Genomic DNA, 24820 nt, shown 5'->3' on the forward strand with positions numbered 1-24820 from the left:
CTCCTACTTGACCGCGAGCATGCGCTCGATGGCGCGGCGCGCGGGTGCTTCGAGGGTGGGGTCGAGAGTGATCTCGTGCTGGCCGAGTTCGAGCGAGCGACGGATCGCGGTGAGGGTGTTGCGCTTCATGTGCGGGCACAGGTTGCACGGGCGCACGAAGTCGACGTCGGGGTGCTCGCCGGCCACGTTGTCGCTCATCGAGCATTCGGTGATGAGGGCGACCTTGCGGCGTCCGCCGGCGTCGGGCACGCCCGCCCGGGACACCTGGCCGACGAAGTCGATCATCTGGGCGGTGGAGCCCGAGAAGTCCGATGCGGCAACGACATTCGGTGGGCACTCGGGGTGGGCGATGACCGTCACCCCCGGGTTGCCCGAGCGGATGTCGTCGATGTCGGCGGGCGTGAAGCGCTCGTGCACCTCGCACGCACCCGGGTGGGTGATCACCTCGACGCCGGTGCGGGCGGCGATGTTCCGGGCGAGGTACTGGTCGGGGATCATGATGACCCGGTCGACCCCGAGCGACTCGATGATCTCGACGGCGTTGCCGGAGGTGCAGCAGATGTCGCTGGCTGCCTTCACCGCGGCGCTGGTGTTGACGTAGGTGACCACCGGCACGCCGGGGTGTTGGCGGCGCAACTCGGCGATGTCGTCCGGGGTGATGCTCTCGGCGAGCGAGCAGCCCGAGCGCAGGTCGGGCAGCAGCACCCGCTTGGCGGGGTTGAGCAGCTTCGCCGTCTCGGCCATGAAGTGCACGCCGGCGAGCACGATCGTGCCGGCCGTGACGTGCTGGGCCTCCCGGGCGAGGGCGAGTGAGTCGCCGACGATGTCCGCGACGCCGTGGAACACCTCGGGCGTCATGTAGTTGTGCGCCAGGATCACGGCGTCGTGCTCGCGCTTGAGCGCTTGGATCGCCTCGATCTCCGGCTCGAAGACCGCCCACTCGACCTCGGGGATGAGGTGGCGGACCTTCTCGTAGGTGGCTGTCGACATCGTCGGCTCCTTCGATTTGCTCATATTGAGTAAATACTTGAAGTGAGCATAACACCACTTCCTGCAAACGTTGCGGCTGCGTCCAGATGCTGCGTGCAGCCGCAGCGACTGGCGAGTACTGCAGCGTTTGCGGAGTGGGGAAAGTCAGCGCGAGCGGGGGATCGGCACCTTGGTGCCGACCTGCCCGCGCGCCGCGATGGCCTCGCGGCGGAAGCGGTAGAGCCGGGCCGGTCGTCCGCCAGTGGCCCGCGAGGTGTCGTCGGTGGGTTCGACCAGCGCCTGCTGCTCGACCGAACGCCGGAAGTTCTGCTTGTGCAGTCCCGTCCCGACGAGCGCTTCGACGACGGCCTGTAGTTCGCCCAGGGTGAAGGTGGGCGGCATCAGCTCGAACACCAACGGGCGGTACTGAATCGTCGAGCGCAGCCGGGACAGGCCGGTGGCGAGGATGCGGCGGTGGTCGGAGTGCATCCGCTCGCCGGTGAGTTCCTCCACCCCGGCGGACGCGGTAGGTGACTCGGCGACGAGCCCGGCCTCCCAGAGCAGCTCGTACCGCTGCAGCGCCAACTCGGGCCGCCAGGGCAGGTCGCCATCACCGAAGAGATGTTCGATCCGCTCGGTCGCGTCGCCCGACCCGCTGGAGAGCTCGCGAACAAGGCTGCGGCACAACGCGATCGAGATCTCGGAACGGCGGTCCTCCCACGGCAGGAGGGCATAGACGTCGCGCCATCCCGCATCGGCGGTGGCACGGGTGAGGCCGAGGTAGGAAATCGACACAGCGCGTCCGGCGGAGCCGTCGCGGCCGAGGTCGGCGAACGTGTAGAGCTGCTCGACGAAGCCGAGAGTGTGGCCGGTCTGCTCCGCGACGAACGCGCGCGCGCCGTTCTGCAGCGAGTGGTGGTCGGTGCGCAGCGGCCCCGCCGGCAGGTGCAGCGGATCGCCGGCGGCGAGCACCATCGGCCCCTGGTCGGCGGAAGCACTCGCAGCGCCGACGGAGACCACGACCGCCACCAGGTCGGCGTGTAGCGAAGCGGCCGGGCGGGAGGTCATGCCCCAGAACCTACTTGTTCGTGGCCCGCCCTCACGAGCTCGGCGCAGTGACGAAGTCGATGAGTTCCTCGACCCGGCCGAGCAACTCCGGCTGCAGGTCGGCGTAGTTGTCGACGGTGCCGAGGATGCGCTTCCAGCCCTGAGCGACGTCGGCCTGGGTGCGGTGGGGCCAGCCGAGTTCGGCGAGGATGCCGTGCTTCCACGAGGTGCCGCGCGGAATCACCGGCCACTTGGTCCACCCCAGCTTCTGCGGGCGCACGCTCTGCCACACGTCGACGTACGGGTGGCCGAGGATCAGCACGTGGTCGCGCGACTGCGGCAGGGCGCGGGCCGCATCGACGATCCGTTGCTCCTTCGTGCCGGGCACGAGGTGGTCGACCAGGATGCCAATGCGCCGGCCGGGGCCCGGCGCGAAGTCCTTGATGACCGCCGAGAGGTCGTCGACGCCGTCCAACATTTCGACCACCACGCCCTCGACCCGCAGGTCGTGGCCCCACACCTTCTCGACGAGTTCGGCGTCGTGGCGGCCCTCGACGAAGATCCGCGACCCGAGGGCGACCTTGGCGCGCTGGTCGGCAACGGCGACCGACCCGCTCGCCGTACGGGTGGTGGCGGCGCGTGCGGCGGCGAGCGCCGCGGCGTCCGCCGGACGAGGGGGAGTGAGGTTCACCGGACGACCGTCGATGAGGAAACCCGGTCCGAGCGGGAACGCACGCACCTTGCCGCGGCGGTCCTCGAGGTGCACGACGTGCATTCCGCCTGCCTTCTCGACCCGCACGACGGCGCCGACGAACCCGGTCTCGACCTCCTCGACCACCACGTCGCGCTCGGCGGGCACATCCTGCGAGCGCCCACGCTTGGGTGCACGCCAGTCGCCGGACAGGACATCGGAGCCGTATCGATCAGTCACGGCGCACACGGTAGAGGGCGGCGCAGCTCACCACCGCACCTGACACGCCCACCCTCGCGCGGGTCGTAGAATTGGCACTCGGGCCGACTGAGTGCCAGTGAGTGCCGGCCCGAGAACCCATCGCCGGGAGGAGGACCGCCATGAGTGAGGAACGTCGACTCGACGTGTTGCGCGCGATCGTGCAGGACTATGTCGCGACCTCCGAGCCGGTGGGTTCCAAGGCCCTGCTCGAACGGCACCGTCTCGGTGTGAGCGCCGCGACGATCCGCAACGACATGGCAGCGCTGGAGGAGGAGGGGCTCATCAGCGCCCCGCACACCTCCGCCGGACGTGTGCCCACCGACGCGGGTTACCGCAGGTTCGTCGACCGGCTCGGTCACATGAAGCCGCTGTCGCGCTCGGAGCGGGTGGCGATCGAGACCTTCCTGCAGCAGGCCGTTGACCTCGACGATGTCGTCGACCGCACGGTCCGGTTGCTGTCGTCGCTCACCCACCAGGTGGCGGTGATGCAGTACCCGTCGATCGGGGCGGCCACCGTGCGCCACGTCGAACTGGTGTCGCTCACCGAGCAGCGCCTGATGGTGGTGCTGATCATGTCGACCGGTCGGGTCGAGCAACGCATTCTGGCGCTCGCGCACAGTGACGACGATCTGCCCGCGCTGCGGGCCGTGGTCAACGAACTCGCCGAAGGCAAGACCCGGGCCCAGGCCACCGACGGCATCGCCGCATGGGTTGCCCGACAAACGCAGACCGACGCACAGACCGACGCGCAGACCGAGCTCGTGCCCGGCGCCGAACTCATCGCCGACTTCCTCGCCGAAGAACGCGAGGAGCGGGTCGCGATGGCCGGCACCGCACACCTCGTCCGCTCCGGGCTGGATTTCCCCGACACCATCGGACCGGTGCTCGACGCGCTGGAGGAACATGTCGTGCTGTTGCGGTTGTTCCAGCAGATGGCGCCCGACAGCGGCGATGTCGTCGCGGTGCGGATCGGCGGTGAGAACGCCGTCGACGGGCTGCGTGCGGCGTCGGTCGTCAGCGCGCAGTACACCGCGGGCGGCATCGGGGTGCTCGGACCGACCCGGATGGACTACCCGACCACCATGGCCGCCGTTCGTGCGGTCGCCCGCTACGTCTCGGAAATTCTCGAGCAGTAAAGGAACTTCGTGAACGACTACTACGCCGACCTCGGCGTGTCCAGGGATGCCCCCGCCGAGGAGATCAAGCGGGCCTACCGACGGCAGGCTCGCAAGCTGCACCCCGACGTCAACCCCGGCCCGGAGGCCGAGGCCGAGTTCAAGAAGATCTCGCAGGCCTACGAGGTGCTGTCCGATCCGAACAAGCGTCAGCAGTACGACATGGGCTCCGACCCGTTCGGCGGCGGTCAGACCGGCTTCGGCGGCAACTTCAGCTTCACCGACATCATGGACGCCTTCTTCGGCGCCGGTGCTGGAGCGCAGGCCGGCCCGCGGTCGCGCGTGCAGCACGGTCAGGACGCGCTCGTGCCCCTGCAGATCGACCTGTCGACGGCCGTGTTCGGCGGGGCCGAGGAGCTCGTCTTCGACACCGCCGTGCTGTGCGAGACCTGCCACGGCGACGGCGCCCGACCGGGCACCGGACGGCGTACCTGCGACATCTGTCACGGCTCGGGCCAGGTGCAGCAGGTGCAGCGCTCGTTCCTCGGCCAGGTGATGACCACCCGCGCCTGCGGCGCCTGCAACGGCTACGGCGAGATCATCGAGTCGCCGTGCGTCGACTGCGCCGGCGAGGGACGCCGCCGTGACCGCCGCACGCTGAAGATCAAGGTGCCGGCCGGCGTCGACACCGGCACCCGCATCCAGCTGACCGGCGAGGGCGAGGTGGGCCCCGGTGGTGGCCCCAACGGCGACCTGTACGTGGAGGTGCGGGTGCGTAAGCACCAGACCTTCCAGCGGCGCGGCGACGACCTGCACTGCTCGGTCGAACTGCCGATGACCGCAGCCGCGCTGGGTGCGAACCTGCCCCTGGAGACGCTCGACGGTGTGCGGGACGTCGAGATCAAGGCGGGCACTCAGGCCGGTGACGTCGTCACGCTCAAGGGGCTCGGCGTCACCCACCTGCGCTCCTCGCAGCGCGGCGACCTGTTGGTGCACGCCAACGTGCGGACGCCGAGCAACCTCACCGACGAACAGCGCGACCTGCTGCGGCAGCTGGCGACCGCTCGCGGCGAGGAGCGACCGGAAGGCAACTTCCAGCGCGCCGACAAGGGACTGTTCGGCAAGCTGCGCGACGCTTTCAAGTGACCGAACCGAAGTGACCGCAGCGCTCTTCCTGCTCGACGCCGGACGTCTGACCGGGGCAACCCCTGGTCAGACGATCGTCGTCGACGGCGCCGAAGGCCGGCACGCCGCGACCGTGAAACGGATCGAGCCGGGCGAACCGGTGCTGCTGGCCGACGGCAGCGGCGTCGTCGCCGAGTGCGAGACGGTCGCGGCGGCCGCCGACCGGTTGGAGGTGCGCATCGTCGCGGTGCGTCATGAGCACCCCGGTCGGCCCCGGGTCACGCTGGTGCAGGCGTTGGCGAAGGGCGACCGCGACGACCAGGCGATCGAGGCCGCCACCGAGCTCGGGGTCGACCGGATCGTGCCGTGGCAGGCCGAGCGCAGCATCGTGCAGTGGCGCGGCGAGCGCGGGGCGAAGGCACGGCGCAAGTGGGAACAAGTGGTGCGCGCGGCGGCCAAACAGTCGCGCCGGGCGACCGTGCCGGTCGTCGCCGAACTGCTCGACCGCAAGCGGCTCGCCAGCCTCGCAGACGCAGACGCAAACGCAAACGCAAACGTTGCGTTGCTCGTGCTCCACGAGGACGCCGACGAGGCGCTCGCCGGGCTCGACCTGAGCGCCGCCGGCGAGGTCGTGCTGGTCGTCGGCCCGGAGGGCGGCATCAGCCCCGCCGAACTCGACGCCCTGCGCGACGTGGGCGCCCGGGTGGTGCGCCTCGGGCGGCACGTGCTGCGTGCCTCCAGCGCCGGCCCGGCCGCGATCTCGGTGGTGATGGCCGCCACCCGATGGACGCAACAGCCCGCGGCCGACGACTGAACCGACGGTTGCGCGCGCTGGAGACCGCCGGAGTTATTCGGGTGAGTCGCCCGGCTCGCGCCCGTAGAATGGACCACACGATGACAGACAGCTCAGGCAACCCGCAGCACACCGTCCAGACCTCTCACACCGTGCAGATTCCGCCGGACGTGCCGATGGTCGCTCTGCTCGGACCGCGCGACGAACTGCTCACCACGATCGAGCGTGCCTTTCCGAAGTTGGTCATCGCGGTTCGCGGCAATGACGTTCACCTGCAAGGCGACCCGGGCGACATGGCGCTCGTCGAAGACCTGCTCGACGAACTGATCACGATCGCCGACGCCGGCCACCCGCTCAACCGCGACGCGGTCGAGCGGTCGATCGGAATGCTGCGCCAGAAGACCCGCGAACGCCCCGCCGACGTGCTCACGATGAACATCGTCAGCAGCCGAGGGCGCACCGTCCGGCCGAAGACGCTGGGGCAGAAGCAGTACGTCGACGCGATCGACGAGAACACCATCGTGTTCGGCATCGGCCCGGCCGGCACCGGCAAGACCTACCTGGCGATGGCGAAGGCCGTCGCCGCGCTGCAGGCCAAGCAGGTCGACCGCATCATCCTCACCCGTCCGGCGGTCGAGGCCGGTGAGCGGCTGGGCTTCCTGCCCGGGTCGCTGAACGAGAAGATCGACCCCTACCTGCGGCCGCTCTACGACGCGTTGCACGACATGGTCGACCCGGAGTCGATCCCGCGGCTGATGGCGTCGGGCACCGTCGAGGTGGCCCCGTTGGCCTACATGCGTGGCCGCACCCTCAACGGCGCATTCATCATCCTCGACGAGGCGCAGAACACCTCGGCCGAGCAGATGAAGATGTTCCTCACCCGGCTCGGGTTCGGCTCGAAGATGGTCGTCACCGGCGACGTCACCCAGGTCGACCTGCCCGGCGGCACCACCTCGGGTCTGCGCATCGTGCAGGACATCCTCGGCGACATCGACGACGTGCACTTCGCCCACCTGAGTGCCCAGGACGTCGTCCGGCACCGGCTGGTCAGCGACATCGTCCAGGCGTACGACCACTTCGACGCACGGCGGCGCACGCGTCCGGTGCGCGACTCGCGACAGGGCACCGACTCGTGAGCATCGACCTCGCCAACGAGACCGACGTCGAGGTCGACCTCGAGGAATTGCACGACTGCGCCGCCTGGGTGATGCAGGATATGCGCGTGCACCCGGAGGCCGACCTCACGATCGCCGTCATCGACGAGGCCGCGATGGAGGTGTTGCACGTCAAGTGGATGGACCTGCCGGGCCCGACCGACGTCATGAGCTTCCCGATGGACGAGTTGCGCCCCGGACGCGAGGGGGTCGACCCGGAGGAAGGCATCCTCGGCGACATCGTGTTGTGCCCGACCGTCGCGGCGAAGCAGGCCGCCGAAGCCGGGCACACGCCCGCGGAGGAGCTGTTGCTGCTCACCGTGCACGGCATCCTGCACCTGCTCGGGTTCGACCACGCCGAACCGGAAGAGCGCAAGGAGATGTTCGGCCTGCAGCGCACGCTCCTGCTCACCTTCCTGGCCCGCCGTCCGGCCACCGTGCGGATCACGCCGCCCACCGGAGAGTGACCGGTCGATGATCCCGTTACTGATCGCCGCCTTCGTGGCGATCGTCATCGGAGCGACCCTCGCCGCGGTCGACAGCGCGCTGTCGCGGGTCGGTCGACACCAGGTCGAGGAGTTCGTGGCCGACGGTCGACGCGGTGCGACCGCGCTCGCCGACCTGGCCGACGACCCGAGCGCCGCACTGATGGTGCTCAACTTCCTGCGCGTCGTCGCCGAGATGTCGGCCGCGGTCATGGTGACGTTGGCGGTCGACCGGCTGAGTGGGGAGTTCTGGCGCACGCTGCTGATCTCCATCGCGGTGCTGGCGGTCGCCTCGTTCGTGATCGTCGGTGTCTCGCCGCGCACCCTCGGCCGCCAGCATGCCGGCGGCTTCGCGCTCGCGTTCGCGCCGATCGTGCGCTGGATGGGCAACCTGTTCGGCCCGTTGGCGCACCTGCTGGTGGCCGTCGGCAACGCGGTGACGCCCGGGCGCGGCTACCGCGACGGACCGTTCGACTCCGAGGCCGAGCTGCGCGAATTCGTCGACCTGGCAGGCGAATCCGACCTCATCGAGGCCGAAGAGCGAAGGATGATCCACTCGGTCTTCGAGCTCGGTGACACCATCGCCCGCGAGGTGATGGTGCCGCGCACCGATATGGTCTGCATCGATCGCAGCAAGACGCTGCGGCAGGCGATGTCGCTGTTCACCCGGTCGGGCTTCTCCCGCATCCCGGTCGTCGACGGCAACCCCGACGAGGTCGAGGGCGCGCTCTACTTCAAGGACGTCGCCGCCCGGCTCGTCAGCACCCGCGACGACCATCGCGACGACCTCGTCACCGAGCACATGCGGGAGGCCGTGTTCGTGCCCGACAGCAAGCCGGCCGACGTGTTGTTGCGCGAGATGCAGGCCGAGCGCCGCCACTTCGCGATCGTCATCGACGAGTACGGCGGCACCGCCGGTCTGGTGACACTGGAGGACATCGTCGAGGAGGTCGTAGGCGAGATCGACGACGAATTCGACCGTGCGACACCGGGAGTGCAGCTGCTCGACGACGGCACGACCCGGGTGCCGGCCCGGATGGCGATCGACGACTTCGCCGAGTTGTTCGAGGTGTCGATCACCGAGGACGACGTCGACACCGTCGGCGGCCTGCTCACCAAACTGCTCGGCAGGGTGCCGCTCGTCGGTGCGACGGTGCAGATCGAGGGCCTCACGCTGCGGGCCGAGCGGATGGCGGGACGCCGGCACCAGATCGCGACGGTCTCGGTCGATCGGCAGCCGCCGACGCCCGAGTCGGCCGAGTCGCCCGAGTCCGCCGAGTCGCCCGAGTCGGCGGAGTCGGACGACACGTCGTCCGACGTCTCGGACATACTCAGGCAGCGGGAGTCGACACGAGGAGTTGCCCATGAGTGAGTTCCGAGCCGGATTCGCCTGTCTGGTCGGACGACCCAACGCGGGCAAGTCGACCCTGACGAACGCGTTGGTCGGGCAGAAGGTGGCGATCACCTCGAACAAGCCGCAGACGACGCGGCACACGATTCGGGGCATCCGCACCACCGACGAGTCGCAGCTGATCCTCGTCGACACCCCCGGGCTGCACAAACCGCGCACGCTGCTCGGCCAGCGGCTCAACGACGTCGTGCGCGAAACGCTGATGGACGTCGATGTCATCGGGTTCTGCCTGCCGGCCGACCAGAAGATCGGGCCGGGCGACCAGTTCATCACCAACGAACTCGCCGAGCTGCGCCGCGGCCGCCGCAAGCCGGTCGTCGCGATCGCCACCAAGATCGACTCGGTGAGTCGCGACCGGCTCACCGAGCACCTCGTCGCGATGGATCAGCTCGGCGACTGGGACGACATCGTGCCCTGCTCGGCGGTCGACGGCACCCAGGTCGACACGGTGGCCGAGGTGCTCACCTCGCACCTGCCGAAGTCGCCGAAGCTGTACCCGGACGACGTGCTGACCGACGAGCCCGAGCTGGTGATGATCGCCGAACTCGTGCGCGAGGCCGCGTTGGAGGGAGTGCGCGACGAGTTGCCGCACAGCCTGGCCGTGGTCGTGGAGGAGATGACCCCGCGCGAGGGACGACCCGAAGGCAAGCCGTTGATGGACGTGCGCGTCAACGTGTTCGTCGAGCGTCCGTCGCAGAAGGCGATCATCATCGGCCGTGGCGGGTCTCGACTGCGCGAGGTCGGCACCAAGTCGCGAGCCGGCATCGAGAGGCTGCTCGGACAGCGGGTGTTCCTCGATCTGCACGTCAAGGTCGCCAAGGACTGGCAGACCGACCCGAATCAATTGTCGAAGTTGGGGTTCTAGAACAGATGGCCGACGAGAGTTTGGTGTGGGCCGAGTTCGGTGACACATTGCGGTTGCCGATCGACGACTCGGACTATGTGCGGGACATCCCGTGGGAGCAGGCGGCGTTCATGGCGCAGTTGCCGCTCATCGACATCGGTTCGGGCAGCGGCCTGGTCACCGTGACCTTGGGGGAGAAGTACCCCGACGCCGAGATCCTGTCGGTCGAGCCCGACCCGATCATGCGCTCCCTGCTCATGTCACGTATCGCAGAGCACCCCGAACTTCGTTCGCGCACAACGGTTCTGCCCGACACCATCGGCCAGACCTGGTTGCCGGCGCAGTGTGGCGGCGCGTTGCTCTTCAACGTCATCTACTTCCTCGGCGGCCGCGCCCGCGACCGGTTTTGGCAGCGAATGGCCGACGTGCTCGCGCCGGGTGCCCCGATCCTGATGAGCCGGTCGTACGGCGGCGTGCCCGAGGAGGCCGTCGAAAAGAAGCTCGCCTCGACCGCCTCGATGGGCCGGCACGAATACCAGCGGTGGTTCGAGGCCAAGCCCGGCCGCGACAACCGGATGGAGATCACCCAGACCTTCGTCGTGCTGCGCGACGGTGAGAAGGTGCGTGAGGAAGCCGCCACCATCGCCGCCTGGGGCCTCGACGAAGACCTCGTGCTCGACGAGATCCCGATCGGCAAGTTCGGCATCGAGGAGATCAACGACCGCTACTTCGCGATTCGCCGGTTGCCGGACATCAAGCGCTGACGACGACCTTCACCTGTTCCCACGCCGTCCGGACGGCACGTTCCTGCTCGGAATCGGCTCCGTAGCGAGTCTCGGCGGCCTTGATCGTCGCGGCCGCGAACCCGGCGAAGTCGGCGTCCTTGGGCAGGCCGCCCCGGGTGAGGGTGTCGTACCAGACCGGCCCGACCGTCTCCCAGCTGTTTGCGCCGAGAGCCGCCGCAGCGAGGTAGAACGCGTGGTTGGGGATGCCGGAGTTGATGTGCACGCCGCCGTTGTCGCCGGAGTCGTCGTGCGGCAGTTGCTGGTAGCCGTCCATCGTGGCCGGCTGCGGGTCTTTGCCGATGTTCGGGTCGTCGTAGGCGGTGCCCGGTGCCTTCATCGAACGCAGCGCTTCGCCGTGCACCCGCGCCGTGAACAGGCCCTGCCCGATGAGCCAATCTGCTTGAGCCGCAGACTGACCCAGCGAGCGCTGCTTCACCATCGACCCGAACACATCGGACATCGACTCGTTGAGCGCACCGGACTGGCCGACGTAGACGAATCCGGCGGTGTACTGGGTGAGGCCGTGGGTCAGCTCGTGTCCGATGACGTCGATGCTGTCGGTGAACGAGCTGAAGTAGACGCCGTCACCGTCGCCGAACACCATCTGTTCGCCGTCCCAGTAGGCGTTGTCGAACTTCTTGTCGTAGTGCACGCTCGCGACCAGCGGCAGCCCGTTGTCGTCGAGGGAGTTGCGGCCGAACACGTCGTAATACAGCGACCAGGTGGCGCCGAGCCCGTCGTAGGCCTCGTTCACCGATTCGTCGGCGACGGCGGGCTCGCCCTCGGAGCGCTCGAGCACCCCGGGCAGCTTCGTGCCCTGCTGCGCGTCGTGGATCGAACGCTGCGGATTCGGAGTGGTCGTCGCCGTCGGCGGCAGATCGAGCGTGCGCTCGGCACGCGCTTGCAGATCGCGGGGCAGGAAACCGCTGCCGCCCGGGGCAGATCGGTCACCCGGACGCGGCCGCCTCGCCTGCGCGGCCCGCTTGCCCTCGACCGTGAGGCGAGTGCGCAGCGTGTGCTCGGCCGCCTGTGCCACCCGTTCGTCGGATGAGCGTGCCAGGGCACGCAGGATGTGCGGCGGGACGATCGTGCAGGCTGTCGTGTTCATGTCTCCATCGTGCGCCTGACCACCGACAAGCAGCCAGCAGCGGTTCGTCCGGACCCCCGTACCGGACGAACCGCCGCGACGTCTGCTGCCGTGGATCAGGCCTCGACGCGCAGCGCCTGCACCGGCGTGATCCGCAACGCTCGGCGGGCCGGCGGCAGGGCTGCGACCAGCACCAGTGCGACGGCGCAGAGCACGATCGCGGCGAGCACGGGCGCGGGCAGGCCCCAGACGAACCCGTCGTTCACCGATCCCACGAGCGACTGCGCGCCGACCGAGCCGAACGTCACCCCGAGCAGCAATCCGAAGAGCACCGCGGTGGCGCCGAGTGCGACGGCCTCCTTGGTGACCATGGTCGCGACCTGGCGGGTGGTGAACCCGAGCGCACGCAGCAGCCCGATCTCGCGGCGTCGCTGGATCACCAGCAGCGACATCGTGCTGACGAACCCGACCGCGGCGATGACCGAGGAAATCACGACGATGCAGATGAGCACCGTGCTGAAGGTCGACAGCACCTGCTGCGCGTGACGTTCGTCGGCGGGGGAGAGATCCCATCCGGCGACGGAGTCCTGCAACGCCTTCATGCCCGAGGCGAAGGTCGTCACCAGCGTCACGCCGACCACCAGACCCACGGTGGCGCGGGTGGTGCGCATCGGATCGGCGGTGGCGTTGCGGCGGGCCACCTGTGCAGCAGGATCGTTGCCGAGCAGGTGTCCGACGAGGGCGACGAGACGCGGCACGATGAACGAGGCACCGATCAGCACCGCGCTCCCGGCGAGCACCGACCCGAGGAAGGCCACGAAGAACCCCGCTTGGGAGTCATGCTCGCGCAGCTTCATCGCGAGCGCGAGCAGGGCGACTCCTGGCACGAGCAGCAGCACCGTGAAGGCAGCCCGCACCCGTCCGGCTCGCTTGGTGCCGTGCGCGTCGAGCACTCCGGTCATGGCCTGGGCAGGGTTGACCTCCAACACTTTTCGCGAACCAACGTAGCCGGCCAACGCCGCGCATCCGACCACGGCGACCAACGCAAACATGCTGCGGACGTCGACCGAGGCGTAGGCCCGCGCCGGCAGTGTGGCGCGGTGCACCAACCAGATGCGGGCGATATCGGCGGTGAGCGTGCCGACGAGGATGCCGATCGCGCCGCCGACCAGGCCCGCGATGCCGCACGAGCGGCAGACATCGCGGCGAAGGGTGCGGCTGTCGGCGCCGATCAGGCGCAGGGTGGCGATCTGCCGGAGCCGTCCGGCGATGACCGTTGCCACACATCCGGTGATCACGACGGCCGCGACGTACAACGCGATGCCGATGAAGACGCCGGCCACGATGCTGAGGTAAACACCGACCGAGCTGCCGTCGCCCGCGGAGAGCGTCTGCAGGATCGAGGCGCCCATCATGAGCGCTGCGGCGTAGAAGCCGGACAGGCCGGCGACGAGGGTGATGGTGCTGCGCTCGCGCAGACTGCCCATCACCAGCGACCGGTTGCTGATGCGGGCGCTCATGCCGCACCGACCTCGGTGCCGATGAGCAGCTCGGAGATCTGGCTGGGGGACAGGCGGCCGTGGTCGCCGACCAGCCGTCCGTCGCTGATGATCAGGATGCGGTCGGCGTACGACGCGGCCACCGGGTCGTGACTGACCATCGCGATCGTCTGGCCGTACTCCGAGGCCGCCGTGCGCAGCAACGACAGCACCTCCGGCGAGGTGCGGGTGTCGAGGTTGCCGGTGGGCTCGTCGGCGAACACGATCTGCGGTCGCGAGGCGAGTGCCCGTGCGATCGCGACCCGTTGCTGCTGGCCGCCGGACAACTGCGCCGGACGGTGCGCGGCGCGTTCGGCCAACCCGAGGGTGGACATCAGGTGATCGATCCAACGGCGGGTCTCCGCATCGACGGTGCGTCCGGCCAACTGGAACGGCAACACCACGTTCTCGGCGGCCGACAAGGTCGGCACCAGGTTGAACGACTGGAAGACGAAGCCGACGGCGCTGCGGCGCAACAGAGTTCGTTGATGGTCGTCCATGCGGTGCACCGGCTGCCCGGCGATATGGCACTCGCCGGACGCCGGGTCGTCGAGACCCGCGGCGATGTTCATGAAGGTCGACTTACCCGAACCCGACGGGCCCATGATCGCGGTGAACTCACCGCGGTGGATGTCGACGGTGATGCCCTCGAGTGCGCGGACGGGTGCCGCCGGGTCGCCGTAGTGTTTGGTGACGTCTCGGAAGGTCACGACGGCGTGCGTGGCCGAGGCGTCGAGGTTCGGGTTCGCGGTGTGCAGGTTCATACCGACCAGCCTGGTCGGCCGGGCCCGCGGGCACATCGGGCCGCAGATCGATCCTGTGTACATCCTCAGATGTACGCGGGGCTGCCACCCGGGGCTGACTCGGGCGCCTCGTCAGACGAGATCGTGCTCGTAGGCGTAGACGACGAGTTGCACCCGATCGCGCAGTTGCAACTTCGTCAGGATGCGCGACACGTGCGTCTTCACCGTTGCCTCCGAAAGGAATTCGGCCGCGGCGATCTCGCCGTTGGACATGCCCTGCGCCGCGCGCACCAGGATCTCGCGCTCGCGCGGGGTGAGCGCGTCGTACTCCGGGCCGGTGCTGCGGACCGAGCGCGACCGGAAGGTCTCGAACAGCCGTCGGGTGGCGCCCGCCGCCATCACCTGCGAGCCGTCGGCGACGGCCCGGATGGTCTCCAGCAACAACTCCGGACGGGTGTCCTTGAGCACGAACCCGCTGGCGCCGGCCTCGATCGCACCCGCGGCCGACTCGTCGAGGTCGAAGGTGGTCAGCACCAACACCTTCGGGCACTCGTCCCCGAAGGCGTCGACCAGGCGACGGGTGGCGGCGACCCCATCGACGCGGGGCATCCGCACATCCATCAACACGACATCGGGACGGTGCTCACGCACCATCGCCTCGGCGTCGGCTCCGTCGCCGGCCTGGGCGACCACGGTGAGATCGGGTTGGCTGTCGATCACCATTGCGATGCCCGCTCGGAACATCGCCTGGTCGTCGACGAGCGCCACGCGGATCATGCCTGCTCCTGTTGCTGGGGTCGCTGCGTCTGCTGGCCTGTCTGCTGGCCTGCCTGTTGACCTGGCTGGGGCACGGTCGCCCGCACCACCCACTGGTCGCCCTCGCGGCGGGAGGTGACCTGACCTCCGGCGAGGTCGGCGCGCTCGGTCATGCCGAGAATGCCGTGGCCGGTGCCCGACCCGGGTGTCGCGCCGATCGCGTTCCGGATGTCGAGGGTGAAACCTTTGTCCCACAGCAGGATTGCGGTCACGGGCCGGGAGAGGTCACCGTGCTTCAACGCGTTGGTCAACGACTCGGCGAGCAGGCGATGAGCGGTCAGGGTGAGCAGCGAGGACGTGGGGCGCTCGCCGGTCTCGGTGAACCGCAGATCCATCCCGCTGGCGCTCATCCGGTCGAGCACCACCTGCTGTTGCTCGGGTCCGATCGTGCCTTCGTCCGACTCCGCATGGCGCAGTTGGGTGAGGATGCGGCGCAGGTCGGTGATCGCCCCGCGGGCGGTCTCGCCGATGACCTCCAGGGCCTGCTCGGCACGGTCGGGGGAGGTGCGCAGGCTGTATCGCGCGCCGTCGGCCTGCGCGGCGACGACCGCCCACGAGTGCGCGACGACATCGTGCATGTCGGCGGCTATCCGGTTGCGGGTCTGGGCCTGCTCGTACGCATCCATCAGGCGCCGGCGGTCGGCCTCGGCAAGCTGTCCGGCCACCTGCTCCTCGACCGCACGCCGCGACTGGAACCGCATGAAACCGCCGGCCCACCCACCGAAGGCCACGACCGCGCCCATCGCGCCGAGCGCGGCGCCGGTGGCCACCAGGTCGGCGGCGGTGCGTGGGCCGGGCGCGCGCAGCGGCATCACGATCGCCACGCAGGCGGTGGCGAGCCCAGCGAGCAGTAGGCCTAGCCGGCGCGCCGACGAATCTCGTTGTACCGCAAGCTGATAGCAGATCGGAGCGAACCCGAGGTCGGCCACCGGGTTGAACGCCGTCCACTGGGTGAGTTGCATCAGCCCGGCGACGAGCGCGAGGCCGGCGGCGAGCTTCGGCCGCCAGTGCCGCAGCAGCACGGCCGCGAACATCACGACGGCGGCCGCCACCGCCGGCCAGGGGTTGGTGAGACCGACCACCAGGGAGGTGAAGCCGAGCAGGACGAGCAGGATCGACTCGGCCCAGAGGCGCACGCGTCGGGAGCGCGAGCTCTCCACCCAGATGTCGGTCACCGGGTCAGTGTGGCAAACCGGACCCCGGATCCGAGAAGGTCGGGGAGCGTCGGGAGGCGTCGAGGACGGCCCGGAAGTGTCCGGGATCGTCCGGAAACGTCCCGGGATGCGGACATCGGGCCCACCCCGTGGCGAGCCGGGATCGGCCGGGTTAGAGTGACGACGTGCGGATGAGCCTCCTCCTTGGCTGCCGCGGCGAGGCCTGATCGTCGGCCTTCCTCGCCGCGGAGTCTCGTGATGTCCGGGCCGAATCCAAGAATTCAGTCCCAGGAGCAACGATGATTTTCCCGCAGCAGCCCTCCGGAATGCCCACCGCCAAGTACCTCCCGTTCGATCAGCAGATCAAGGTCGACCTGCCCGACCGCACCTGGCCCGACAAGGTCATCACGAAGGCACCGCGGTGGTGCGCGGTCGACCTGCGCGACGGCAACCAAGCCCTGATCGACCCGATGAACTCCGAGCGCAAGATGCGCATGTTCAAGCTGCTGGTTCGCATGGGCTACAAGGAGATCGAGGTCGGCTTCCCATCGGCCAGCCAGACCGACTACGACTTCTGCCGCGAGCTCATCGAGGGCGGCCACATCCCCGACGACGTCACCATCCAGGTGCTGACCCAGTGCCGCGACCACCTCGTCGAGCGCACCTTCGACGCCATCAAGGGCGCCAAGACGGCGATCGTGCACTTCTACAACTCCACCTCGGTGCTGCAACGCCGGGTCGTCTTCGGTCTCGACCAGGACGGCATCGTCGACATCGCGCTGCAGGGCGCGCGGCTGTGCAAGAAGCTGGAGGAGACCATCCCGGAGACGAAGGTCTTCTACGAGTACTCGCCCGAGTCGTACACCGGCACCGAGCTGGAGTTCGCCGTCCGGGTCTGTAACGAGGTCATCGACGTCATCGACCCGACGCCCGACCACAAGATGATCATCAACCTGCCGGCCACCGTCGAGATGGCCACGCCGAACGTCTACGCCGACTCGATCGAGTGGATGATCCGGCACCTCGAGCGGCGCGAGTCGCTGGTGGTGTCGCTGCACCCGCACAACGACCGCGGCGAGGGTGTCGCGGCAGCCGAGCTCGGCTACCTGGCCGGCGCCGACCGCATCGAGGGCTGCCTGTTCGGCAACGGTGAGCGCACCGGCAACGTCTGCCTCGTCACCCTCGGCATGAACCTCTTCAGCCAGGGCGTCGACCCCGAGATCGACTTCTCGAACATGGACGACATCCGCCGCACCGTCGAGCACTGCAACCAGTTGCGCGTGCCCGAGCGCCACCCGTGGGGCGGCGACCTGGTCTACACCGCCTTCTCCGGCTCCCACCAGGACGCCATCAAGAAGGGTTTCGAGGACATGGACCGCCAGGTCGCCGACACCGGCAAGGAACTCAACTCGCTGGTCTGGGGCGTGCCCTACCTGCCGATCGACCCGCACGACATCGGCCGCACCTACGAGGCGGTCGTCCGGGTGAACTCGCAGTCGGGCAAGGGCGGTTCCGCCTACATCCTGAAGTCGGAGTACGGCCTCGACCTGCCCAAGCGACTGCAGATCGAGTTCAGCGGGGTCGTGCAGAAGCGCACCGACTCCGAGGGCGGCGAGGTGTCGCCGGCTCAGATGTGGGAGCTGTTCAGCGACGAGTACCTGCCGAGCAAGGACGCCGAGTCGGAGGGCTGGGGACGCTTCCGCCCGATCGGCCACACGGTCGAGTCGGGTTCGGAGGGCAAGGACCACATCACCGCCGAACTGCTGGATCACGGTCGCCAGATCACCATCGAGGGCTGGGGCAACGGCCCGATCGCGGCGTTCGTCGACGCGCTGTCGACCCTGGGCATCGACGTGCGCGTGCTCGACTACGCCGAGCACGCGATGTCGGCCGGTGGCGACGCGAAGGCGGCGTCGTTCGTCGAGGCCGCCATCGGTGAGCGCGTGCTCTGGGGCGTCGGTGTGCACAGCTCGATCGTCAAGGCGTCGCTCACCGCGATCCTGTCGGCCGTCAACCGGGCGACCCGCGACGCGGACTGATCAGTTCAACCCTTCGGCGAGGGCATCGTCGACGTGACGGAGCGCATCGGCATCGCCGGTGCGCTCCACCGATGCGGCGTCCGTGCGGTTCCACAACCACAGGTCGAGTGGCCACGCGGGAGCGCTGATCGTGGCGATCGGCTCGCCGCCGGTGACCGGCCTGAGGCCGGCCTCCTCGAACTGTTCGCCGGATCGCGGATGCGTGCCGGCGAGGCGTCCGAGCTCGACCAGCCACTCGTCGCCGGTGTCGGTGGCCGCAAGACGCACCACGCGTCCGTCGCCGGCGAAGCTCGCCCACTCGGGGTGCCCGCCCAGCATGACCGTGACCATCTCGTCGACGCCGTCCGCGGCCAGGTGGGGGTCGGCGTCCGTCACGGGTTGTGCGGCCGCCTGTTCCGCGTCGACCCGGTGGATCAACGCCTCGTGTGCCTGCCGCCTGGTGATGTAGCCGACGGTGTGCAGCCCCTGGTCGGAGGCCCACATCCACCGGGCGTCACCCGGGGTCGCGGCGCCGACGGCGGTGCCCAGTGAACGGTGTGCCGCGTCGAACTCGGTGAGCCGCGCGGCATAGGTGTCGGCGGGGGTCGGGTCGTCGTAGCTGTCGAGCTGGGAGCCCTCGGTGATCGGGGTGGCGACGATATGGGCCCAGAAGGCCTGCACCTCGGTGAGGTGGGCGAGCAGGTCGGTCGCCGCCCAGTCGGGGCAGGCGGGCACCCGAGCGGCCTCGTCACAGCCGGTGAGTGCGGTGCGGAACAACGCGGACTGGCGGTCGATCTCGGCGCGGAACTGGTCGTTCGTCGGCTGTCTCATGCCTCGACCGTATCCACGGTGGGGGACACCGCAACCGGATTTCCGCTGCCCGGCTAGGGTGGCGGGGAGCCCCGGCTCCACCGGACTCGCGGCTCCACAGTCCCCGATCTGCAGGAGGTGCGCCGATGGGCGCGTTGTGGCACCCGTTCTCCGACATGGGAGCGGTCGAGAAGAACGGCGAGTTCGTCATCGCGCGCGGTGAGGGCGTGCACGTCTGGGACGCGTCGGGCAAGCAGTACCTCGACGCCACCGCCGGTCTGTGGTTCGCCAACGTCGGCCACGGTCGCAAGGAACTGGCGCAGGCTGCCGCCGACCAGGCGCAGACCCTCGCGGCCTACAGCACCTTCGGCGACTACGCCAATCCGCCGGTGATCGAGCTGGCCGAGCGCCTTGCCGGCATCGCACCGGTGCCGGGGTCGAAGACCTTCCTCACCTCCGGTGGCTCCGACTCGGTCGAGACGGCCGCGAAGATCGCGCGCCGCTACTGGTTCGAGCAGGGCCAGGAGTCCAAGCGCTACATCATCGGCCGCTCGAAGGCCTACCACGGCATGCACTACGCCGGCACCTCGCTCGGCGGCATCCAGGGCAACATCGAGGGCTACGGCACGCTCGTCGAAGACCAGGCGCACGTCGCCTGGGACGACGCCGAAGATCTGCGCGCCACGATCGAGCGCCTCGGCCCGGAGAACGTCGCGGCCTTCTTCGCCGAGCCGGTCATGGGTGCCGGTGGCGTCTACCCGCCACCCGAGGACTACCTGATGGCGGTGCGCAAGATCTGCACCGAGCACGACATCCTCTTCGTCGCCGACGAGGTCGTCACCGGTTACGGACGAATCGGTGGTGCTTGGTTCGCGTCCGCGAAGTTCGGTCTCGAGCCCGACTTCGTCACCACGGCCAAGGGCCTCACCTCCGGATACATCCCGATGGGTGCAGTGCTGGTGGCTCCGCGCGTCGCCGAGCCGTTCTTCGACCAGGACGCCGGACGCTGGCTGCGCCACGGTTACACCTACTCCGGGCACGCCGTCGCGGCCGCCGTCGCCAACGCCAACCTCGACATCCTCGAGCAGGAGAACCTGCTGGACGAGGCCGCTCGCCTCGAAGGCAGCCTCGCCTCCGCGCTGTCGCCGCTGGCCGACCACGACCTGGTCTCCGAGGTGCGCTGCGGCACCGGTGCTGTCGCCGCGGTGCAGTTGCACGAGGTCGCCAAGGCCGCCCCGGTGGTGGCGAAGATGCGTGAACTCGGTGTCGCGACCCGGGCGGTCGGTGCGGGCGGCGTGCAGTTCTCGCCGGCGTTCGTCATGACCGACGACGAGGTCGGGCAGCTTGCCGACATCACCCGGCAGGCGCTGGACGCCGCGCTGTGAGTGGGCAGCCGCCCTACGGCGGTCAGCCCGGGTATCCGCAGGGCGGGCCCGGTTACCCGCAGGGTCAGCCTGGTTACCCGCAGGGTCAGGCCGGGTACCCGCAGGGTGGGCCGCAGCCGGGTTGGCAGGGTGGTCAGCCGCTGTACGGCGGCCAGCAGTCCCAGCAGCCCGGCCCTCCCGGGTATCTGCACCTGACCATTCAGGGCAGCGCGGCGACGTCGAACATGCTCACGCCGAACGTGGTGATCGACGGGCGTCCTTACCCGGCGTCGTACGGATCGAACACCTACCCGCTGCCGCCCGGTCAGCACCACCTGGAGATCTACGCCCAGTGGATGCGCAAGTACGGGCAGGCCGAGATGGCGCTGAACATCATTCCGGGACAACAGGTTCCGGTCTTCTACCGGGCGCCGTTGCACCAGTTCACGACGGGCAGCATCGGCCACGAGAAGCAGAAGGCGAAGGGCAAGGGCTGCCTGTACGGGATCGGTGCGTTCTTCCTGGTGTTGATCCTGCTGGTCGTCGTGGCGGCGATCGCGGCGGGTTCGTGAGCCGGCTCGCTCGCGCCTAGCCGGCGCCCAGCTGTGGGTGGCCGGACGGCCGGCGAACCCGTCAGCGAATGCCGTGCGGGCGGAACTGCACGCTGATCCGTGGGCCGACGGGCTTGCTGCTCTTGGGAATCGCATGCTCCCACGTCCGCTGATGCGAGCCACCCATCACGACCAGATCGCCGTGCCCGAGGGTGAACCGGATCGACTCGCCCCCACCTGCCGGGCGCATCATCAGCGCGCGCGGTGAACCGATGGACACGATCGCGACCATCGTGTCGTGTGTCGACGCGCGCCCCTCGCGGTCGCCGTGCCAGGCGACCGAGTCGCGTCCGTCGCGATAGAGGCACATGCCCGCAGTGGTGAACGGCTCGCCGAGCTCGTCGGCGTAGTAGGTGGAGAGGGCCGAACGCGCCTGCTGCAGAACGGGATCGGGCCAGCGTTCGGTGGCGGAGTAGAACCGCAGGAGGCGCGGCGTGTCGACCTCGCGGTCGTACATCATCCGTCGCTCGCCCCGCCAGTCGACGCCGCCACTGCCGCCGGGCATCAGTCGGGCGAAGAGTTCATCGGCACCGGTCAGCCAGCCCGGCCGCAGATCCACCCACGCTCCCCGGGAAAGCGGCGTGCGGCGGACGGCGCCGGCGAGGGAGCGCAGTCCGACCTGTTCGACCTGGTCGAGCAGTGAACCCTGCAATGCATAGGACATGTGTTCGATGATACGCCGATCACAGATTCACGGCCAGTACATTTGTTCGATCGCGAGGCGAATCGATGGCGCCCTCGAGTCGGTCTGACCGGCGCCCGGGGCGAAGAGCGGCTCAGCCCTCCAGCACGGCTTGTGCTGCCGCGAACCCACCCAGGCCGCTCACACCGCCACCGCGCTGCGAGCCGGCGCCTGCCAGCAGCACTCCGTCGTACGCCGTCGCGACGCCCCAGCGCTGCGCCGCCGTCTCCAAGGGTGCGTCGTCGTCGACCCAGGGCCAGGTGAGCGGCGCGTGGAAGATGTTGCCGCCGGGCATCGCGAGCACGTCCTGCAGGTCACGCGTGGTCTTGGTCTCGACACACGGGTTGCCCGCACGGTCGCGCATCACGACGTCCTCGATCGGTTCGGCGAGCACCGAACTCAGCGAATCGAGCACGCGGCGCTGCAGGTCGTCGCGCATGGCGGCGCCGTCGGCGTCGTCGAGCAGCCGGTCAGGGGTCTGCAGGGTGAAGACGGTGAGCGTCTGCGCGCCGGACGCCTGCAGCTCGGGCGACAGGATCGACGGGTCGGTGATCGAGTGGCAGTAGATCTCGGCCGGCATCGGGTCGGGGACGGTGCCCGATTCGGCTGCGGTGTAGGCATTTTCGAGCTGGCTGTAGAGCTCGTTGATGTGGAACGTGCCGCCGAAGGCGGCCTGGGGAGCCACGGAGGTCTCCCGCAACCGGGGCAGGCGTGACAACAGCAGGTTGACCTTCACCTGGGCACCCTCGACCCGCTCACCGCGGGTGCCGCCGGCGAGTTGGTCGAGCACCTCCGGCGCCGCTGCCCACAGCACGGTGTCGGCGGTCGCGCGGTGCTCTACGCCGGCGGTGTCGTGCCAGGTGACGGCACCCTGCTCGACGCCGGTCACGGTGGCACCGGTGGTCAGCGTGGCGCCCGCGGCGCGTGCGATGTCGGCCAATTGGGTTGCCACCTGGCCCATGCCGCCGATCGGAACGTCCCAGTCGCCGGTGCCTCCGCCGATCACGTGGTAGAGGAAGCAGATGTTGTGCCGCAGATCGGTCTGGTGCGCCGAGGCGTACGTCGAGATGAGGCCGTCGGTGAGCACGACGCCGCGCACGAGGTCGTCAGCGAAGGTCGACTCGATGACCTCACCGAGCGGACGGTCGAGGAAGTCGCGGGCCAGCGCCGGGTCGCCGACGAGCCGGTCGATCTCGCCGCGTCGCCGCAACGGCTCGGTCATCGTGGGCCAGATCGCCTCGGCGAGTTTCGTTGTGCGCCCGTAGAACTCACCCCACCGGTCGAAGTCGGCCCCGGCGCCGACGGCCTTGAACGACGCCTGGGTCGCGGCGGCGTCCTGATGATCGACCAAGAGCCCGCGATCGCCGCCGGGCATCGGCGTGTAGGACGAGTAACGACGCCGCGCGAGCCGCAGCGAGAGCCCGAGATCGTCGATGATGCGGCGCGGCATCAGGCTCACCAGGTAGGAGTAGCGCGACAGCCGAGCACCCATCCCGTCGAACGCGTCCGCCGACACGGTGGCGCCACCGAGGTCGTCCTGACGCTCCAGCAGGAGAACGGACTTGCCCGCCTTGGCGAGGTAGGCGGCTGCGGTGAGGCCGTTGTGGCCCCCACCGACGATGACGACGTCGTGCGAGCTGCTGTGCATGGCCTCGATCCTAGGGGTCGGTGCCGCAGCCGCTGCGGCGGTTGGGGGACAATGGAAGGAGTTATGCCCACCTACAACGACGTCGCCATCGTGCTGCGCACCCACAAGCTGGGCGAGCACGATCGCATCGTCACGATGTTGCTGCGCGGTCGCGGCAAGGTGCGCGCCGTCGCCAAGGGGGTGCGGCGCACCAAGTCGAAGTTCGGGTCGCGGCTCGAGCCCGCGATGATCGTGCAGGTGCAGTGCTACGAGGGGCGCAACCTCGACACCGTCACCCAGGCCGAACTGCTCGCGCCGTACGGCGACAACATCACTCAGGACTACTCCGCCTACACCGCGGCGGCGGCCATGCTGGAGACCGCCGAGCGCCTCTGCGACGAACGTGAGGTGCAGGTGCAGCAGTTCAACCTGCTGGCGGGTGGTCTTGCCGCACTGGCGAATTCGTCACACGAGCCGGGTCTGGTGCTCGACAGCTACCTGTTGCGCGCCGTCGCCATCGCGGGTTGGGCGCCCACCTTCGACAAGTGCGCCGGGTGCGGCGCCGAAGGACCCCATCGTGCGTTCAACCTGGCCAGTGGGGGAGCGGTCTGCTCGTCGTGCCGAACGCCCGGTTCGGGAGCCCCTCGTCCGCAGACCTTCGAACTGCTCGGCGCACTGTTGTCGGCCGACTGGGCCGTCGCCGACGCCAGCGCCCCGGAAGTCCGCACCGAGGCCACCGGCCTCGTCGCCGCCTATGTGCAATGGCACCTGGAGCGTGGCGTGAGATCGTTGCGTCTGGTCGACCGCACCCCGTCCACCGAAGGAGCCCGTCAGTGACCATTCCCGAGGCCCCGCCGCTGCATGTCGAGGGGCTCGTTCCGCCGGCCATCCCGAAGGAACTGGTGCCGCAGCACGTCGCGATGGTGATGGACGGGAACGGACGCTGGGCCAACCAGCGCGGTCTGCCGCGCACCAAGGGGCACGAGGCCGGCGAGGCGCAGCTCATCGACGTCATCGCCGGGTGCATCGAGATGGGCATCCCGAACCTCTCGGCCTACATGTTCTCGACCGAGAACTGGCGGCGTTCACCCGACGAGGTGCGCTTCCTGATGGGCTTCAACCGTGACGTGATCCGTCGCCGAGTCGACCTCCTGCACTCCTGGAACGTGCGCTGCCGGTGGTCGGGGCAGCGTCCGCGGTTGTGGCTGTCGGTGCTCAAGGAGCTCAAGCGGGCCGAGGAGATCACGGCGAACAACACCGGGATGACGCTGCAGATGTGCGTCAACTACGGCGGTCGGGCCGAGATCGCGCAGGCTTGTCAGCGCATCGCCGAGCAGGTGAAGAAGGGCAAGATCAAGCCGTCGTCGATCGACGAGAAGATGATCGCGCGCAATCTCACCTGGCCCGACATGCCCGACGTCGACCTGTTCGTGCGTTCCTCGGGCGAGCAGCGCACCAGCAACTTCCTGTTGTGGCAGTCGGCCTACGCCGAGATGGTCTTCCTCGACACGCTGTGGCCCGACTTCACCCGCCAGGACCTCTGGCGCGCCGTGCAGATCTACGCCGACCGTGATCGCCGCTTCGGTGGGGCCGTCGACGCCGCGGCCTCGAGCTGACCGGCGGACGCCGCCCCGCACCAAGTCGCGTCAGGCGCGACTTACTCGGGCGTATCGGCCTGAACTCCGGAGTA

General features: G+C 69.1%; 24 protein-coding genes. 13 read left to right on the top strand and 11 right to left on the bottom strand.

From position 1 onward, the window contains the following. Nucleotides 1-3: 3 nt before the first annotated feature. The 3 genes from nadA to DFJ65_RS08950 all read right to left on the bottom strand — a co-directional run bounded on the left by nadA (nucleotide 4) and on the right by DFJ65_RS08950 (nucleotide 2947). Entirely contained in the window at nucleotides 4-990 is a 987-nt protein-coding gene (gene nadA, locus DFJ65_RS08940; protein WP_170144045.1) for a quinolinate synthase NadA, read from the bottom strand. Between the two features lie 144 nt (nucleotides 991-1134). Then, the gene (locus DFJ65_RS08945) at nucleotides 1135-2037 is read right to left on the bottom strand and encodes an NUDIX hydrolase (protein WP_115922727.1); all 903 of its coding nucleotides are present in this window, start codon (nucleotides 2035-2037) and stop codon (nucleotides 1135-1137) included. Between the two features lie 31 nt (nucleotides 2038-2068). Continuing rightward, nucleotides 2069-2947, bottom strand: coding sequence for a DUF3097 domain-containing protein (locus DFJ65_RS08950; protein WP_115922728.1), 879 nt, complete (start codon nucleotides 2945-2947; stop codon nucleotides 2069-2071). 140 nt (nucleotides 2948-3087) lie between these two features. Here DFJ65_RS08950 and hrcA point away from each other — a divergent pair, with 140 nt between their 5' ends. From hrcA to DFJ65_RS08990, 8 genes are all read left to right on the top strand, one after another. Further along, nucleotides 3088-4104, top strand: coding sequence for a heat-inducible transcriptional repressor HrcA (hrcA, locus tag DFJ65_RS08955; protein ID WP_115922729.1), 1017 nt, complete (start codon nucleotides 3088-3090; stop codon nucleotides 4102-4104). Nucleotides 4105-4113: 9 nt separating this feature from the next. Beyond that, a complete protein-coding gene (gene dnaJ, locus DFJ65_RS08960) occupies nucleotides 4114-5229 on the top strand; it encodes a molecular chaperone DnaJ (RefSeq protein ID WP_115922730.1) in 1116 nt (371 codons plus the stop codon). 10 nt (nucleotides 5230-5239) lie between these two features. Beyond that, entirely contained in the window at nucleotides 5240-6022 is a 783-nt protein-coding gene (locus DFJ65_RS08965) for a 16S rRNA (uracil(1498)-N(3))-methyltransferase (RefSeq protein ID WP_115922731.1), read from the top strand. 80 nt (nucleotides 6023-6102) lie between these two features. Then, a complete protein-coding gene (locus tag DFJ65_RS08970; RefSeq protein WP_115924216.1) occupies nucleotides 6103-7137 on the top strand; it encodes a PhoH family protein in 1035 nt (344 codons plus the stop codon). After that, on the top strand, nucleotides 7134-7622 hold the full coding sequence (gene ybeY / locus DFJ65_RS08975; protein ID WP_115922732.1) for an rRNA maturation RNase YbeY: 489 nt from the start codon (nucleotides 7134-7136) through the stop codon (nucleotides 7620-7622). The genes DFJ65_RS08970 and ybeY overlap by 4 nt, the downstream gene beginning before the upstream one ends. A gap of 7 nt (nucleotides 7623-7629) precedes the next feature. Further along, nucleotides 7630-9012, top strand: a complete 1383-nt coding sequence (locus DFJ65_RS08980) for a hemolysin family protein (protein ID WP_115922733.1) — start codon at nucleotides 7630-7632, stop codon at nucleotides 9010-9012. After that, complete coding sequence (gene era, locus DFJ65_RS08985) at nucleotides 9005-9916, top strand: GTPase Era (RefSeq protein WP_115922734.1); 912 nt, start codon at nucleotides 9005-9007, stop codon at nucleotides 9914-9916. The genes DFJ65_RS08980 and era overlap by 8 nt, the downstream gene beginning before the upstream one ends. A gap of 5 nt (nucleotides 9917-9921) precedes the next feature. After that, nucleotides 9922-10659 (top strand): class I SAM-dependent methyltransferase, encoded by a 738-nt coding sequence (locus DFJ65_RS08990; protein ID WP_115922735.1) that lies wholly within the window; start codon nucleotides 9922-9924, stop codon nucleotides 10657-10659. On the opposite strand, the gene DFJ65_RS08995 is transcribed toward DFJ65_RS08990, so the two are convergent. The 5 genes from DFJ65_RS08995 to DFJ65_RS09015 all read right to left on the bottom strand — a co-directional run bounded on the left by DFJ65_RS08995 (nucleotide 10649) and on the right by DFJ65_RS09015 (nucleotide 16039). Next, nucleotides 10649-11788, bottom strand: coding sequence for a M4 family metallopeptidase (locus tag DFJ65_RS08995; protein ID WP_115922736.1), 1140 nt, complete (start codon nucleotides 11786-11788; stop codon nucleotides 10649-10651). The genes DFJ65_RS08990 and DFJ65_RS08995 overlap by 11 nt on opposite strands. Before the next feature lie 95 nt (nucleotides 11789-11883). Then, nucleotides 11884-13287: an ABC transporter permease gene (locus tag DFJ65_RS09000; RefSeq protein ID WP_115922737.1), complete on the bottom strand. Its 1404-nt coding sequence runs from the start codon at nucleotides 13285-13287 to the stop codon at nucleotides 11884-11886. Beyond that, nucleotides 13284-14069 carry an ABC transporter ATP-binding protein gene (locus DFJ65_RS09005; protein WP_115922738.1) on the bottom strand — a complete coding sequence of 262 codons (786 nt, stop codon included), beginning with the start codon at nucleotides 14067-14069 and terminating at the stop codon, nucleotides 13284-13286. The genes DFJ65_RS09000 and DFJ65_RS09005 overlap by 4 nt, the downstream gene beginning before the upstream one ends. A 111-nt stretch (nucleotides 14070-14180) precedes the next feature. Continuing rightward, entirely contained in the window at nucleotides 14181-14825 is a 645-nt protein-coding gene (locus DFJ65_RS09010) for a response regulator (RefSeq protein ID WP_115922739.1), read from the bottom strand. Beyond that, nucleotides 14822-16039: a sensor histidine kinase gene (locus tag DFJ65_RS09015; RefSeq protein WP_115922740.1), complete on the bottom strand. Its 1218-nt coding sequence runs from the start codon at nucleotides 16037-16039 to the stop codon at nucleotides 14822-14824. The genes DFJ65_RS09010 and DFJ65_RS09015 overlap by 4 nt, the downstream gene beginning before the upstream one ends. A 278-nt stretch (nucleotides 16040-16317) precedes the next feature. Between DFJ65_RS09015 and leuA the strand changes: the two genes are divergently transcribed. Next, on the top strand, nucleotides 16318-18057 hold the full coding sequence (gene leuA / locus DFJ65_RS09020; protein WP_115922741.1) for a 2-isopropylmalate synthase: 1740 nt from the start codon (nucleotides 16318-16320) through the stop codon (nucleotides 18055-18057). Here the strand turns inward: leuA and DFJ65_RS09025 are convergent, their stop codons facing one another. Then, nucleotides 18058-18867, bottom strand: coding sequence for a maleylpyruvate isomerase N-terminal domain-containing protein (locus DFJ65_RS09025; RefSeq protein WP_115922742.1), 810 nt, complete (start codon nucleotides 18865-18867; stop codon nucleotides 18058-18060). A 125-nt stretch (nucleotides 18868-18992) separates the two neighbouring features. Between DFJ65_RS09025 and DFJ65_RS09030 the strand changes: the two genes are divergently transcribed. Further along, a complete protein-coding gene (locus DFJ65_RS09030; RefSeq protein WP_115922743.1) occupies nucleotides 18993-20231 on the top strand; it encodes an aminotransferase family protein in 1239 nt (412 codons plus the stop codon). Then, a complete protein-coding gene (locus DFJ65_RS17785) occupies nucleotides 20228-20782 on the top strand; it encodes a hypothetical protein (protein WP_211308405.1) in 555 nt (184 codons plus the stop codon). Before DFJ65_RS09030 ends, DFJ65_RS17785 begins: the two co-directional genes overlap by 4 nt. Nucleotides 20783-20843: 61 nt before the next feature. Here DFJ65_RS17785 and DFJ65_RS09040 read toward each other — a convergent pair whose 3' ends face one another. Then, entirely contained in the window at nucleotides 20844-21485 is a 642-nt protein-coding gene (locus tag DFJ65_RS09040) for an alpha-ketoglutarate-dependent dioxygenase AlkB (protein WP_115922744.1), read from the bottom strand. Nucleotides 21486-21597: 112 nt separating this feature from the next. Beyond that, nucleotides 21598-23151 carry a phytoene desaturase family protein gene (locus DFJ65_RS09045; protein WP_115922745.1) on the bottom strand — a complete coding sequence of 518 codons (1554 nt, stop codon included), beginning with the start codon at nucleotides 23149-23151 and terminating at the stop codon, nucleotides 21598-21600. Nucleotides 23152-23214: 63 nt separating this feature from the next. Between DFJ65_RS09045 and recO the strand changes: the two genes are divergently transcribed. Next, nucleotides 23215-23967, top strand: coding sequence for a DNA repair protein RecO (gene recO / locus DFJ65_RS09050; protein WP_115922746.1), 753 nt, complete (start codon nucleotides 23215-23217; stop codon nucleotides 23965-23967). 2 nt (nucleotides 23968-23969) lie between these two features. Then, nucleotides 23970-24746 (top strand): isoprenyl transferase, encoded by a 777-nt coding sequence (locus tag DFJ65_RS09055; protein ID WP_425453024.1) that lies wholly within the window; start codon nucleotides 23970-23972, stop codon nucleotides 24744-24746. The last annotated feature ends 74 nt before the right edge of the window (nucleotides 24747-24820 follow it).

This window comes from Calidifontibacter indicus, from assembly GCF_003386865.1.
GTDB lineage: Bacteria > Actinomycetota > Actinomycetes > Actinomycetales > Dermatophilaceae > Yimella > Yimella indica.